The sequence below is a fragment of the Streptomyces sp. NBC_01257 genome (assembly GCF_035917255.1).
Lineage (GTDB): Bacteria > Actinomycetota > Actinomycetes > Streptomycetales > Streptomycetaceae > Streptomyces.
This window is the reverse complement of record NZ_CP108472.1, coordinates 8,865,789-8,879,942: the sequence shown is the minus strand read 5'-3', so window position 1 is coordinate 8,879,942 and position 14,154 is coordinate 8,865,789. Positions and strand designations below refer to the sequence as shown.

Annotated in this window: 10 protein-coding genes; 3 read left to right on the top strand and 7 right to left on the bottom strand. The window is 70.5% G+C overall.

Annotation, left to right across the window (positions count from 1 at the left end; translation table 11 throughout):
• Positions 1-115: 115 nt before the first annotated feature.
• The 5 genes from OG408_RS38605 to OG408_RS38585 form a co-directional block, all read right to left on the bottom strand.
• On the bottom strand, positions 116-664 hold the full coding sequence (locus tag OG408_RS38605) for a GNAT family N-acetyltransferase (RefSeq protein ID WP_285565480.1): 549 nt from the start codon (positions 662-664) through the stop codon (positions 116-118).
• Between the two features lie 140 nt (positions 665-804).
• Positions 805-1,887, bottom strand: coding sequence for a rhamnose ABC transporter substrate-binding protein (rhaS, locus tag OG408_RS38600; RefSeq protein ID WP_285565635.1), 1,083 nt, complete (start codon positions 1,885-1,887; stop codon positions 805-807).
• 50 nt (positions 1,888-1,937) lie between these two features.
• Complete coding sequence (locus OG408_RS38595) at positions 1,938-2,939, bottom strand: ABC transporter permease (RefSeq protein WP_326674162.1); 1,002 nt, start codon at positions 2,937-2,939, stop codon at positions 1,938-1,940.
• Positions 2,932-3,972 carry an ABC transporter permease gene (locus tag OG408_RS38590; RefSeq protein ID WP_326674161.1) on the bottom strand — a complete coding sequence of 347 codons (1,041 nt, stop codon included), beginning with the start codon at positions 3,970-3,972 and terminating at the stop codon, positions 2,932-2,934. The genes OG408_RS38595 and OG408_RS38590 overlap by 8 nt, the downstream gene beginning before the upstream one ends.
• Entirely contained in the window at positions 3,969-5,465 is a 1,497-nt protein-coding gene (locus OG408_RS38585; protein WP_285565483.1) for a sugar ABC transporter ATP-binding protein, read from the bottom strand. The genes OG408_RS38590 and OG408_RS38585 overlap by 4 nt, the downstream gene beginning before the upstream one ends.
• 221 nt (positions 5,466-5,686) lie before the next feature.
• Between OG408_RS38585 and OG408_RS38580 the strand changes: the two genes are divergently transcribed.
• Positions 5,687-8,887: an alpha-L-rhamnosidase gene (locus tag OG408_RS38580; protein WP_326674160.1), complete on the top strand. Its 3,201-nt coding sequence runs from the start codon at positions 5,687-5,689 to the stop codon at positions 8,885-8,887.
• Positions 8,888-8,949: 62 nt separating this feature from the next.
• Here OG408_RS38580 and OG408_RS38575 read toward each other — a convergent pair whose 3' ends face one another.
• Positions 8,950-9,831 (bottom strand): aldo/keto reductase, encoded by an 882-nt coding sequence (locus tag OG408_RS38575; protein WP_326674159.1) that lies wholly within the window; start codon positions 9,829-9,831, stop codon positions 8,950-8,952.
• Between the two features lie 8 nt (positions 9,832-9,839).
• Positions 9,840-10,787 carry an NAD-dependent epimerase/dehydratase family protein gene (locus OG408_RS38570; RefSeq protein ID WP_285565486.1) on the bottom strand — a complete coding sequence of 316 codons (948 nt, stop codon included), beginning with the start codon at positions 10,785-10,787 and terminating at the stop codon, positions 9,840-9,842.
• Positions 10,788-10,858: 71 nt separating this feature from the next.
• Here OG408_RS38570 and OG408_RS38565 point away from each other — a divergent pair, with 71 nt between their 5' ends.
• Together OG408_RS38565 and OG408_RS38560 are read left to right on the top strand one after the other, a co-directional pair.
• On the top strand, positions 10,859-11,770 hold the full coding sequence (locus tag OG408_RS38565) for a LysR family transcriptional regulator (RefSeq protein ID WP_326674158.1): 912 nt from the start codon (positions 10,859-10,861) through the stop codon (positions 11,768-11,770).
• A gap of 117 nt (positions 11,771-11,887) precedes the next feature.
• Positions 11,888-14,110, top strand: coding sequence for a bifunctional glycosyltransferase/CDP-glycerol:glycerophosphate glycerophosphotransferase (locus OG408_RS38560; RefSeq protein WP_326674157.1), 2,223 nt, complete (start codon positions 11,888-11,890; stop codon positions 14,108-14,110).
• Positions 14,111-14,154 lie beyond the last annotated feature (44 nt).

Genomic DNA, 14,154 nt, shown 5'->3' with positions numbered 1-14,154 from the left:
GGGCGGTCGCGGCCCCTTGGCCAGCAGTCTCTCCCGGCCTGGCAGCCCCTCAGGCATGGCGGAAACCACGAGAACGCGGGCGTCGGCCTGTCCCCCTGTACAGGCGGGACAGCCCTTAGACCTCGGGAAGGGAAGGGTCGGGCTTCCAGGGGGACGGCGCGGTGATGGACCATCGTTCGTGGTCGCGCCAGGCCCCGTCGATGTAGAGGTACGAGGGCGACAGGCCTTCGTACCGGAAGCCCAGCCGCCGCACCACGGCCAACGACGCCTTGTTCGCGGGCTGGATGTTGGCCTCCAGCCGGTGGAGGCGAAGGTCGTCGAAGGCGTACTCCAGGGTGGCGGTGAGCCCCTCGGCCATGTACCCGCGTCCCGCGGACGGGGCGAAGGCCGCATAGCCGAGGGACGCGCCCTGGTAGCGGCCGCGAATGATCGAGTTGATGTTGACCATGCCGGCGGCTTCACCGGTCTCCCTGACGCGGATCAGGAGCCCCTCGTTGGTGCCGTCGCCGAATCGCTCCATCCAGCTCCGGAACTGCTCCTCGGTCCCGGGCAGTTGCATCCACGGGGTATGGAGCTCGGCGCTGGCTCGTACGAGCGAGCAGAACTCGGCCTGGTCGGCCAGGGTGAGCGGGTGCAGCTCCACCCGCGACGTCATCTGGGGCATGGGCCCATCCTAGGCTCCGTCCTGGAGAGACGATCATCTGCGTCATCCACTCCACGGTGGCCTCACCACCTGCGGGGGGGGTCCGCGAGCCATGTCACCTCGCGGACCCGCCCACCCCCTTCCTCGGAAAGCCGTCCCGCTCAGAACGAGAACTGGTCGATGTTCGCCTTGTCGAAGACCGTGGGCTCGCCGAGGTCGATGACGCCCTTGTCCCCGATGGTGAACTTCCCCAGGTCGCCCGCGTCGAACGTCTCACCCTTCGCGCCAGTGATCCGGCCCGAGGACAGTGCGACGGCGGTGTGGGCGGCAAGGGATCCGAGCTTCGCCGGGTCCCACAGCTCGAAGGCGTCGACGGTGCCGTTCTTCACGTACTGCCGCATGTCGTTCGGAGTACCGAGGCCGGTGAGCTTCACCTTGCCCTTGTACTTGGATCCGGACAGGTACTGGGCGGCTGCCTTGATGCCGACGGTGGTCGGGGAGATGACGCCGGCGAGCTTCGGGTACTGCTGGAGCAGGCCCTGCGTCTGCTGGAAGGACTGCTGCGCGTCGTCGTTGCCGTAGGCCGTCTTGACCAGCTTCATGTTCTTGTACGCGGGCTTCTTCAGCTCGTCCTTCATGAAGTCGATCCAGGTGTTCTGGTTCGTGGCTGTCTGCCCGGCGGACAGGATCGCGATCTCGCCCTTGTATCCGAGCTGCTTGCCCAGCAGTTGTACCTGGGTGCGGCCGAGGGCCTCGGCGCTCGCCTGGGAGACGAACGCGTCCCGGCACTCGGGGTTGGTGTCGGAGTCGTAGGTGACGACCTTGATGCCGTTCTTCATGGCCTGCTTGAGCGCGGTGCACAGGGCCCCAGGGTCCTGTGCGGACACGGCGATCGCGTCGACCTGCTGCTGTGTGAGCGTGTTGACGTAGCTCACCTGGCCCGCTGTGTCGGTGCCGCTGTTGGGGCCGGTCTCCTTGTACTTCGAGCCGAGGGTCTTCAGCGCCGCCTCGCCGCCCTTGTCGGCGATGGTGAAGTACGGGTTGTTGACCTGCTTGGGCAGGAAGCCGACGGTGAGGCCCTTCTTGGTGGCCGCGTTCGGATCGGCCTTGGCGTCCGAGGCCTTGGCACCGGAGTCCTTCTTGGCGTCGCTCTTGGTGGTGCCGCCGCAGGCGGTGGCGCCGAGGGCGAGCGAAGTGGTGACGGCCAGCACCGCGCAGGCACGGCGGAGGGCGGGAGAGAACATCATCGGTCCCTTTCGGAAGGTACGGGTGCGTTGCAGTGCATGACGGTGCGTCACGGGGCGGGAGGTGTCGGCGCTCTGCGGCCGGCGTGGGCGGTGGCCAGTTGCCGGGCCACGCGCGGCCCGAGCACGGAGACCACGAGCAGCACGCCGGTGACGACGATCTGGGACTGTGCGGAGACGTTGAGCAGGCTCATCACGTTCTGCAGGGCACCGAGCAGGACGACTCCGGCGACGGCGCCGCCGAGCGTGCCCCTGCCGCCGTCGAAGTCGATACCGCCGAGCAGTACGGCCGCGACGACCGAGAGTTCGAGTCCGGTGGCGTTGTCGTAGCGGGCGCTGGCGTAGTGCAGCGCCCAGAAGACGCCGGTGAGCGAGGCGAGCAGGCCGGTGGCGGCGAACAGCCACAGCTTGTGGCGCTTGACGCGGACCCCGGCGAACCGGGCGGCCTCCTCGTTGGCGCCGACGGCGAACAGGGAGCGGCCGAAGGGCGTCGCGTGCAGGGCGACGACGGCTAGTGCGAGCAGGACCAGGAAGGGCAGGAGCGCGTACGGCACGAAGGTGTCGCCGATGCGGCCCGTGGCGAAGTCCAGGTACTGCGTGGGGAAATCGGTGACGGCGTCGGAGCCGAGCACGATCTGGGCGATGCCCCGGTAGGCGGCCAGGGTTCCGATGGTGACGGCGAGGGAGGGCAGCCCGAGCCGGGTCACCAGCAGCCCGTTGACGAGACCGCAGGCCACGCCGATCAGCAGACACAGCGGGATGATCATCTCGATGGCCAGTCCGGCGTTCCACAGCGCGCCCATCACCGCGCCCGAGAGCCCTGCGGTGGAGGCGACGGACAGGTCGATCTCGCCGGCCACCACCAGCAGCGTCATCGGCAGGGCGATGAGTGCGATCGGCAGCGTGTTGCCGATCAGGAACGACAGGTTGAGCGCGTTCCCGAATCCGTCGACGAAGCCGAAGGACAGCAGCAGGAGTACGAGGAGCATCGCGCCGACGACCGTGTCCCAGCGCACGGCGCGGGTGAGTGAGGTGCCGAGGGAGTCAGCCATTGCGGGCGTTCCTCTTCTTCAGAGCGCGGGCGACGCGCAGTGCGACCATCCGGTCGACGGCGATGGCGAGGATGAGCAGCACGCCGTTGATGGCGAGGACCCAGACCGAACTCACCCCGAGGGCGGGCAGCACGCTGTTGATGGAGGTGAGCAGCAGAGCGCCCAGGGCCGCGCCGTAGACGCTGCCGGAGCCGCCCGTGAAGACGACGCCGCCGACGACCACCGCGCTGACGACGGTCAGTTCGTAGCCGCTGCCCGTGGAGCTGTCCACGTTGCCGAAGCGGGCGAGGTAGAGGGCTCCGGACAGGCCCGCGAGGGCTCCGCACGCGGTGTAGGCGGCCAGGATCCGCCTGCGTACGGGGATTCCGGCGAGCCGGGCGGCCTCCGGGCTGGAGCCCATCGCGTACAGCTCGCGCCCGCTCGGGTAGTGCCGCAGGTAGAAGGCGGTGGCGACGACGACGGCGAGCGCGATCAGTGCCAGGTACGGGACGGCGGACAGCCCGCCCGAACCGAAGTCGACGAATCCGCCGGGCAGGTCGGACGCGGTGATCTGGCGGGAGCCGACCCAGATCGAGTCGATGCCCCGGATGATGTACAGCGTGCCGAGGGTGACGACGAGCGCCGGGACCTGGCCGAGGCTGACGAGCAGCCCGTTCAGCAGTCCGCAGCCGATGCCCAGTGCGACGGCGAGGAAGACCGCCATGACCGGGCTGCCGCCGCCGTGCAGATAGGTGCCGGCGGCGAAGGCGCTGATGCCGAGCGTCGAGCCGACCGACAGATCGACGTTCCGTGTGATGACGACGACGGCCTGGCCCACCGCGACCAGGACCAGGATGGTGGCGTTGAGCAGGAGGTCCTTGATGCCCTGTTCGGAGAGGAACTCGCCGTTGCGGGCCTGGGTGATGCCGATCATCACCAGGAAGACGAGGAGGATGGCGAGTTCGCGGACCTTGAGGACCAGGTCGACGAGGCGCCTGCCACCCGTCTTGCCGGGATCGAGGGCAGGTGCCGGCGGCTGTGCCGTGACCGTCATGCCGCCCTCCCGGTGGCTGCCGTCATCACGGACTCCTCGGTGGCCAGGCTGCGCGGGATCTCCGCGGTGATGCGGCCCTCGTGCATGACGAGGACCCGGTCCGCCATACCGAGGATCTCCGGCAGGTCGGAGGAGATCATCAGGACGGCCACCCCGTCGGCGGCGAGCCGGGACAGCAGCCGGTGCACCTCCGCCTTGGTGCCGACGTCGATCCCGCGGGTCGGTTCGTCGACGATGAGGACCTTGGGGCCGGTCGCCAGCCATTTGGCGAGGACGACCTTCTGCTGGTTGCCGCCGGAGAGCGTGCCGACCGCGTCGGCGATCCGGGCGTACTTGACCTGAAGTCTGACCGCCCAGTCCAGGGAGCGGTCGCGCTCGGCCGCCCGGTCCATCAGGCCGGCCCGCGCCGTCGTGCGCAGTCCGGTCAGTCCGATGTTGCGCGCGATCGACATGTTCATCACCAGGCCCTGGGCGCGCCGGTCCTCGGGCACGAGGGCGAGTCCGGCGGCCATGGCCAGACTGGGCGCGCCCTTGGCCAGCGGCCGGCCGTCGATCTCGACCTCGCCGCCGTCCCAGCGGTCCACGCCGAACACCGCCCGGGCCACCTCGCTGCGGCCCGCGCCGACCAGTCCCGCGAGGCCGACGATCTCCCCGCGCCGCACCTCGAAGGAGACATCGGTGAAGACGCCTTCGCGGGTCAGCCTGCGCACGCTGAGTGCCACGGGGCCCGGTTCCGCGGGCTGCTTGGGGTAGAGCTCGTCGAGGTCCCGGCCGACCATCCGGCGTACGAGCGTGTCCTCGGTGAGGTCTTCGACGGGCTCGCTCGCGACCAGGGCGCCGTCCCGCAGGGTGGTGACGTGTCCGCAGAGGGCGAAGATCTCCTCGATCCGGTGGGAGATGAAGAGGACCGCCGCGCCCTGTTCGCGCAAGTTGCGCACGACGCCGAAGAGGCGGGCCACTTCGCTCCCGGTGAGGGCGGCGGTCGGCTCGTCCATGATGAGGACGCGGGCGTCGAGCGAGAGCGCCTTGGCGATCTCCACGATCTGCTGGTCGGCGATGGACAGGCCGCGGGCGGGCTGATCGGGGGCGAGGTCCACGCCGAGGCGGGCGAAGAGTGCGGCCGCCTCGGTGCGCACGGCCCGGTGGTCGACGCGGCGCAGGGAGCGGCGGGGCTGACGGCCCATGAAGATGTTCTCCGCGACGGACAGGTCGGGGAAGAGCGTCGGCTCCTGGTAGATCACCGCGATGCCCGCGTCGCGCGCGTCGGCCGGACCGTGGAACACGACCGGGGCTCCGTCGAGCAACAGCGTGCCGGTGTCGGGCCGGTGGACGCCGGCGAGCGTCTTGATCAGGGTGGACTTTCCGGCGCCGTTCTCACCCGCGAGGGCGTGGGCCTCGCCGGCACGGAGTTCCAGGGAGACGTCCTGGAGGGCGCGTACGGCGCCGAAGGACTTGCTCAGGCCCTGTGCGGCCAGGACGGGGGGCTCTCTCATGGCTGACACCGATCGGTCATCGAGGTTTCGTTCCATTACATCTGAAAGGTTTCATTCAATTCCCAGGGAAGCTAGACCCGCGTCAACTACGCAGTCAATGGTTGGACTTGGAAATCTTCAAACCCCCTGAAGGTCGACGCGAACTCTTGACGCGACTGTCGCAATTACCTAGATTCACACCCTGAAACGATTCATCGTCGAGTCGTGACGGAGCCCTCACTGTGATCAGCAGAAGACGACTGCTCGGCACCATCGCCGCCCCGCTGGGGACCGCCATCGCCGCCGGAGCAGTTCCGGCCGCCGGAGCCGCCGAGGGGAGGAGAAGTCCTGGCGGCTCGCTGCGCGTGACCGAACCGACCGTCGAGTACGTCCGCAATCCGCTCGGCCTCGACACCCCGGCGCCCAGAATGAGCTGGCCGCTCGCCGCGGACCTGCCCGGCCGGCAACAGACCGCCTATCAGGTGCGCGTCGCCACCGCGCCGCAGCGGCTCCCGGAGCCGGACGTCTGGGACAGCGGCAAGATCGCGTCCGAACGGTCGGTCCTGGTGCCGTACGCGGGCCCGGCCCTCAGGGCGCGCACCCGTTACTACTGGTCGGTGCGCGTCTGGGACGACACGGGCGCCGCCTCCGCGTGGAGCGCGCCGTCGTGGTGGGAGACCGGTCTCACCGGCGCCTCGGACTGGTCGGCGCGCTGGATCGGGGCGCCGGAGGCGCTCGGCGCCCCGAAGCTGGACGGCGCCTCGTGGATCTGGTTCCCCGAGGGCGACCCGGCGAGCAACGCCCCCGCCGCCACCCGCTGGTTCCGCGGCCGGGTCGAGGTGCCGGCCGGTGTCACGCGGGCACGTCTGGTCATGACGGCCGACGACGGCTACACCGCGTACGCCGACGGCGTCGAGGTCTCCCGTGCCGAACCGGACGGCCCGGCCGAGGGCTGGCGCCGCCCCGCCGTCGTCGACCTCACCGGATCACTCGGCCCGGGTACCGGTTCCGTCGTCATCGCCGTCGCCGCCGTCAATGCCACCGAGAGCCCGGCCGGTCTGCTGGGCCTGCTGGAGCTGACGACCGCCGACGGTGTGCGCACGTACTCCACCGATGCCACCTGGAAGACCACCGCCGAGGAGCCGCCGGACGACTGGCGCACTCCCGGGTACGCGGACGGCTCGTGGTCCGCCGCCGCGGTCCTCGCACCGTGGGGCGCGGGCCCCTGGGGCAAGGTGATGCCCGCGCACTCCCCCGCCACGCAGCTCCGCCACGAGTTCCGCATCCCGCGCAAGAAGATCGCGCGGGCCCGCCTGTACTCGACGGCGCTCGGCGTGTACGAGGCGTATCTCAACGGCGAACGGGTCGGCGAGGACCGGCTCGCACCCGGCTGGACCGACTACCGCAAGCGTGTCCAGTATCAGACGTACGACGTGACGGCCCTGCTGAAGTCCGGCGCCAACGCGTTCGGGGCGACGCTCGCGCCCGGCTGGTACGCGGGCAACATCGCCTGGTTCGGCTCGCACCAGTACGGCGGAGAGCCCGCCTTTCTGGCCCAGCTGGAGATCACCTACACCGACGGCACGACGGGCCGGGTGCTGTCCGGCACCGACTGGCGGGTGGTGAACGGGCCCGTCACCGGCGCCGATCTGCTGATGGGCGAGGAGTACGACGCCCGGCTGGAGACCAAGGGCTGGACCGGTGCGGGGTTCGACGACTCGGCGTGGCTGCCGGCCGCCGAGGGCGCGGAGGTCACGGCCGGACTCGTCGCCGAGGCCGGCGGGCCCACCCGCGTGGAGCGCGAGCTCAGCACCCGGAAGGTGACCGAGCCCGAGCCCGGCGTCTTCGTCTTCGACCTCGGCCAGAACATGGTCGGCGCCGTCCGGCTCACCGTGTCGGGGGCCGCCGGAACCACCGTGCGCCTGCGCCATGCCGAAGTGCTCAACCCCGACGGCACGATCTACACCGCCAACCTGCGCACGGCCCGCGCCACGGACACGTACACGCTCAAGGGCGGCGGAACGGAGACGTACGAGCCGCGGTTCACCTTCCACGGCTTCCGCTACGTGGAGGTGACCGGCTATCCCGGCACTCCCCCGCCCTCGGCCGTGACCGGGCGCGTCATCCACACATCGGCGCCCTTCACCATGGACTTCACGACCGACTCGCCCCTGCTCAACCAGCTGCACCACAACATCACCTGGGGCCAGCGCGGCAACTTTCTGTCCGTGCCCACCGACACTCCCGCACGCGATGAACGGCTCGGCTGGACCGGTGACATCAACGTCTTCGCCCCCACCGCCGCCTACACCATGGAGTCGGCGCGCTTCCTCTCCAAATGGCTGGTCGACCTGCGCGACGGCCAGGCGGACGACGGCGCCTTCCCGGATGTCGCGCCGCAGCTCGACTCGATGGGCGGCGGCGCGGCCGGCTGGGGAGACGCGGGGGTCACGGTGCCGTGGGCGCTCTACCAGGCGTACGGGGATGTGCGCGTCCTGGAGCAGTCCTGGCCCTCCATGGTGAAGTGGCTCGGCTATCTGGAGCGCAACAGCACCGGCTTCCTGCGGCCGGCCTCCGGCTACGGCGACTGGCTGAACATCCAGGACGAGACGCCGAAGGACGTCATCGCCACCGCGTACTTCGCGTACAGCGCGGGCCTGGTCGCACGGGCCGCGGAGGTGCTCGGCAAGGACCCGGCCCCGTACACCTCCCTGTCCGGCAGTGTCCGCGACGCCTTCCGTGCCGCCTACGTCTCCGCGGACGGCCGGGTGAAGGGCGACACACAGACCGCCTACGTCCTGGCCCTGTCCATGGATCTCCTGACGGACGGCGAGCGCGGGCCGGCCGCCGACCGGCTCGTCGAGCTCATCAGGGCCAAGGACTGGCATCTGTCGACGGGCTTCCTCGGCACCCCTCGGCTGCTGCCGGTGCTGACCGCGACCGGGCACACGGACGTCGCGTACCGGCTGCTGATGCAGCGCACCTTCCCCAGCTGGGGCTACCAGATCGACCGTGGTGCCACCACGATGTGGGAGCGGTGGGACTCGATACGGCCGGACGGAAGCTTCCAGGACGCGGGCATGAACTCCTTCAACCACTACGCGTACGGCTCGGTGGGTGAGTGGATGTACGCGAACATCGCGGGCATCGCCCCGGGTGCGCCGGGCTTCCGGAAGATCCTTGTGCGGCCGCGCCCCGGCGGCGGGGTGACCGAGGCCGAGGCGCGATTCGTCTCCGTCCACGGACCGGTCGGCACCCACTGGAAGCAGACCTCGGACGGTTTCCGGCTCGATCTGACCCTGCCGGCCAACACGACCGCCGAGGTCTGGATTCCGGCCGCGGCCGCGGCGGACGTCTCGCACGGCAGCGCGGAGTTCCTGCGGATGGAGGACGGGTGCGCCGTCTTCGCCGCCGGTTCGGGGGGACACCGCTTCACCACCTGACCGGCCTCCGGCCGCGTCTAGCGCCCGGCCCCGCGGGAATCCTCTGCCGCGGGGCCGGGCGCTCACGGGCGGGCATCCTCGAGCCGCGCCATCTCGGCCTCGCTCAAGGTGAGGTGCACGGCGCGGGCCGAGTCCCGGATCGATCCCGGGCGGCCGGATCCGGGCACCGGGACCGAGACCGGGGACCGGGCCAGCAGCCAGGCCAGGGCGACCTGCTGCGGACTGACGCCGTGCGCGGCCGCGACGTGGTGGAAGGCGGTGCCGGCGGAGACCGGTCCCGACGGGCCGTCGAGCGAACTTCGGGAGATGCCTCCCAGCGGACTCCAGGGCAGGAACGCCAGGCCCAGCCGCTCGCACAGACGGAGCTCGGGCTCGCTGTCGCGCACCGCGGGAGAATACCGGTTCTGTACGGAGACCAGCCGGTCACCGAGGATCGCGTGCGCCTGGCGGATCTGGCCGGTGGTCACGTTGGAGATGCCGGCCGCGCGGATCGTACCGGCGTCGATCAGGTCGCTCAGCGCCCCGACCGAGTCGGCCCACGGCACGGCCGGGTCCGGCTTGTGGAGCTGGTACAGGCCGATCGACTCGACGCCCAGGCGCCGTGCGGATGCCTCGGCGGCGCGCCTGAGGTGGTCGGGCGTGCCGTTGACCGTCCAGGTTCCGTCGCCGGGCCGGCCGCGGCCTCCCTTGGTGGCGACCAGGACGCCGGAGGTGTCGCCGCCGTGGCTCCGCAGGGCGCGGGCGATGAGGAATTCGTTGTGGCCGCTCTCGCCGGCGTGCCAGTGGTAGCTGTCGGCGGTGTCGATGAACGTGATGCCCGCGTCGAGAGCGGCGTGGAGGGTGGCGACGGCCTGCGACTCGTCCGGGCGTCCCTCGATGGAGAGCGGCATGGCGCCCAGGCCGATGGCGCTGACCTCGACCGTTCCGATGGTGCGGTGGTCCATGGCGGGACTCATCCTCGGGTGGCGGGGTCGGTGGATGCGGCGAGTGCTTCGGTGACGGCTCCGGGCAGCCAGTCGGCCGTGCGGGAGAAGACGAATCCCCGTTCCTTGGCACGGCCGTTGCTCATGGCGTAGTGCCGGTCGACGGAGAACGGGCCGGCCGGGGTGTCCGGGGGAACCGTGCGGAACACGGGTGGCCGGCCGGTCCGTGCGGCGATGGCCGCGCCGAGTGCGCGCGCGTCGAGCAGGCCGTCGGAGCAGGCGTTGAGCGGGCCGGTGAAGGTGGTGGCCGTCGCGGCCCACAGCAGGAGGGCGGCGAGTTCCTCGTAGTGGATGAAGACCGTGGGCAGGTCATCGGCGCGCACGGCGATCTCCGTTCCGCGGGCGACGCGTTCGACGTAGTACGCCAGACGTCCGGTGAACTCCTGGGCGCCGCCGCCGAGCACGTGGGCGCTGCGCACGGTGGCGAACCCGAAGGGGGCGTCCCGGGTGAAGACCGCCTCCGCCTGTCGTTTGCCCTCGGCGTAGTGGCTCTCCAGATACGTCGCGTCGTGCCAGGGCAGGTCCGGACTCACCTGCCAGGCGGCCGGGTCCACGAGGTCCTCCGCCACCGGGGTGTCCGGGCCGACGGCAGGCAGGGCGGCGGTCGCCGGGTCGTAGACCTCGATGGTGGAGGTCATGACGTAGCGCCGGGTGCGGCCGCCGAAGGCGCGGACGGCGATCGCGGCCTGGACCGGGGTGTAGCAGACCTGGTCCACCACCACGTCGTACGTACGGGTGCCGAGCGCGGCGGTGAGGGCGGCCTCGTCGTCGCGGTCGACGACGAGGTGCTCGACGCCGGGGGGCGGCGGGGTCGAGCCGCGGTTGATGACCGTGACCTGGTGCCCGGCCGCGAACAGCCGCTGAACCAGGAGCTTTCCGAAGTACCGACTGCCGCCGATGACGCAGATTCTTTGCATGCCCCCCATCCTGGAGACGTACCGTACGCAGCAGAAGTACCGGCTTACTGGCCCCGTATGAAGGAAAACTGTTGATCGATGTGCAGCGGCTGCGCGTTCTGCGGGCGGTGGCGGAACACGGCAGCTTCAACCGGGCGGCGGCATCGCTGCGCCTCACACCCTCGGCGGTCTCCCAGCACGTGGCCGCTCTGGAACGGAGTCTCGGCTCCCAGGTCGTCGCGCGGAGCACGCGCGGCGTCACCCTCACACCGGCAGGCCGGATCATGGTCGGCGCGGCGGAGTCGGTCGCCGCCGAGCTGGAACACGCGCAGCAGCAGGTGACCGAGCTCCGCACGGGCCGGGTCCAGCTCACCGTCGCCACGTTCACCAGTGGCGGCAGGCTGCTGCTCCCCGGCGCCCTCGCCGAGCTGACCGCGACCCATCCCGAAACCGTGCTGCATGTACGGGAGTTCGAGCCCGAGGAGAGTCTTCCCCTGGTCCGTCAGGGCGCGGTGGACGTCGCCCTCGCCTACCACTTCGACGGGCCGCTGCCCGGACAGCCGGGGCAGAGCCCCGCCCTGGAGTGGACGCCGCTGATGGACGACCCGCTGCATGTCGTGCTGCCCGAGGGGCATCGACTGGCCGGCCGTGACGAACTCGGTCTCGCCGAACTGGCGGGCGAGCCGTGGGTGCTCGGCTGTCTCAAGACCGAGGCGTATCTGCGCCGTTACGCGGTGCGGGCCGGGTTCGACCCCGAGGTGCGCGGCACGACGAGCGACTACTTCTTCGCCCGCTCCCTCGTCGCCGCGGGCATGGGCATCTCGCTGATCCCGTCCATCGCGCTGGCACCGCGGATACCGGGCCTGCGCGCCGTCCCGGTCAGGCCCCCCGCACCGGCCCGGCACATCGGCGTCGCCACGATCGGCCACCGCCGCGCCCACCTCCAACTGGCCACCCTGATAGGCGTGCTAAGGACGGAGGCGGCCGTACCGGACGCTGGATGACCGCAGGACCTGCCCTTTGTTTCGCTCGTGCCACAGGGGGCACGAGCCACGCTCCACAGGGCTCAGGAGTCCTCCTGCTCGGCCTCGGTCCCCGGTACTTCACCTGGAGTTGCCCGAATGCCTCGTTTCAGCGTCGTCGTCCCCGTGTACAAGGTGCAGGCATACCTCCACGAATGTCTGGACTCGGTTCTGGAGCAGTCCTTCCAGGACATCGAGGTGATCGCTGTCGACGACTGCTCACCGGACTCCTGCGGGGCCGTGATCGACGAGTACGCCGCCCGCGACGAACGCGTCAAGGCCGTGCACCTCCCCCAGAACGTCGGTCTGGGCCGGGCGCGCAACGCCGGGCTGCAGCGAGCCCAGGGGGACTACGTCCTCTTCCTCGACAGCGACGACTTCTACACCCCCGGTCTGCTGCAGTCGCTGGCCGACCGGCTCGACGAGGCCGGGGAGCTGGACATCCTCGCCTTCGACCATGTGCGCACCTACTGGCACGGCAGGGGCGGCCCCAGCCAGTCCACGGGCCTGTTCGAGCGGGCGGGCACGGACGTCTTCCGCCTCCAGGACCGGCCGGAGTACATCCATCTGTTCCTGGTGGCCTGGAACAAGGCGTTCCGCCGCGCGTTCTTCCTGGAGCAGGGCTTCCAGTACGCACCCGGCCTGTACGAGGACGCGCCGGTCACACAGATGGCGATGGTCACGGCCGAGCGCATCGGCTGTCTGAACAAGGTCGGCGTCGAGTACCGCCAGCGCCGCCACGGGGCGATCACGAAGACGCCCGGGCGCAAGCACTTCGACATCTTCGAGCAGTACGAGGGACTGTTCGCCTTCCTCGCCGCGCGTCCCGAACTTGCCTGGTCCCACTCGCTGTTGTTCGAGCGTGCCGTTTTCCACATGCTGTTCGCGCTCAAGCGCCCCGAGCGGGTCAGACCCTCCGACCGCAAGGAGTTCTTCGGACTCACGGCGGACTTCTACGCGGAACACCTCCCGGCCGGCTTCACGCTGCCCGGCGGAGCGACCGGGATCCAGATGCGGGCCCTGGCCCGGCGCTCGTTCCGCGCCTATCAGGCGATGGGGCTGGCCGCGCGCATCAAGCGGGCGGGACCGACAAGGGTCCTCGACGCGACGGGCAAGGTCGGCAGACGCGCGTCCGTGAGCCTGTACGGCGTGCAGCGCCGGCGTCCGCTGGATCCTCACCTCGCCGTCTACACCTCGTACGGGGACAGGCTGCCGTCCTGCAATCCGCTCGCGGTCTTCGACAAGGCCAAGGAGCTGGCACCGCAGGTGCACGGCGTCTGGTTAGTACGCCAGGAACTCGCCGGCCAGGTCCCCGACGGGATCGACCACGTCGTCCCCGGCTCGCGCCGCTCCTGGGAGGTGATGGCCCGGGCCACGTACTTCGTGAGCAACGCCGGCTTCCCGGACCATCTCGTCAAGCGCCCGGGACAGGTGCACCTGCAGACACACCACGGCACCCCGCTCAAGCGCATGGGCATGGACCAGCAGGAGTATCCGGCCGCCGCGCAGGGCGTGGACTTCGACCGGCTGCTGGAGGGGGTGAACGGCTGGGACCTCAGCCTGTCGTCCAACCAGCATTCCACCGAGCAGTGGGAGCGCGTCTACCCCGGCACCTTCGAGTCCCTCGATGCCGGCTACCCGCGCAATGACCGCTACTACGCCTCCGGAGCGGCGGAGATCGCCGCGATCCGTGCCCGGCTCGGTATACCCGAGGCCAGGACCGCTCTCCTGTACGCGCCGACCCACCGCGAATACCGGAAGGAGTGGACGCCGCCGTTCGACCTGGCACGGCTGGCGAAGTCCCTGGGCGACGAGTTCGTCCTGCTGGTCCGCACCCACCACCTCGACCTGGACGACCCGCACCTGAGCGAGCCGGCCGCACAGAGCGGCATCATCGACGTGTCCCGCCACCCGGCCGTCGAGGACCTCTGCCTGGCGGCGGACGCCCTGATAGCCGACTACTCCTCCGTCACCTTCGACTACGCCAACCTGGACCGCCCCATCGTCATCGAGGCCCATGACTGGGACACGTACGCCCACGTCCGCGGCGTGACGTTCGACCTCCTCTCGGGCCGCCCCGGTGACACTCCCGGGACCGTCGCGACCACGGAGGACGAGCTCGTCGACGCGTTCCGCAGCGGCCGTTGGCGCAGCCCCGAGGCCGAAGCGCTGCGTGCCGCCTTCCGTGAGCGCTTCTGCCAGTACGACGACGGGCGCGCCGCCGAGCGCGTCGTGCGGCGCCTCTTCCTGGGCCAGGACCCCGGCCCGGCGATCGTCCCGCTCCCGGAGCGCACCCCGGCGCCCCGGCCCTCGCTCCGCTGATTCCAGGACACTGGACCAATGGACGCTGGTTATAGAATCGGAGC

Coding starts and splice junctions, on each gene's coding strand:
- OG408_RS38605 (WP_285565480.1), bottom strand. CDS start 664: ATGCCCCAGATGACGTCGCGGGTGGAGCTGCACCCGCTCACCCTGGCC.
- rhaS (WP_285565635.1), bottom strand. CDS start 1,887: ATGTTCTCTCCCGCCCTCCGCCGTGCCTGCGCGGTGCTGGCCGTCACC.
- OG408_RS38595 (WP_326674162.1), bottom strand. CDS start 2,939: ATGGCTGACTCCCTCGGCACCTCACTCACCCGCGCCGTGCGCTGGGAC.
- OG408_RS38590 (WP_326674161.1), bottom strand. CDS start 3,972: ATGACGGTCACGGCACAGCCGCCGGCACCTGCCCTCGATCCCGGCAAG.
- OG408_RS38585 (WP_285565483.1), bottom strand. CDS start 5,465: ATGAGAGAGCCCCCCGTCCTGGCCGCACAGGGCCTGAGCAAGTCCTTC.
- OG408_RS38575 (WP_326674159.1), bottom strand. CDS start 9,831: ATGGACCACCGCACCATCGGAACGGTCGAGGTCAGCGCCATCGGCCTG.
- OG408_RS38570 (WP_285565486.1), bottom strand. CDS start 10,787: ATGCAAAGAATCTGCGTCATCGGCGGCAGTCGGTACTTCGGAAAGCTC.
- OG408_RS38560 (WP_326674157.1), top strand. CDS start 11,888: ATGCCTCGTTTCAGCGTCGTCGTCCCCGTGTACAAGGTGCAGGCATAC.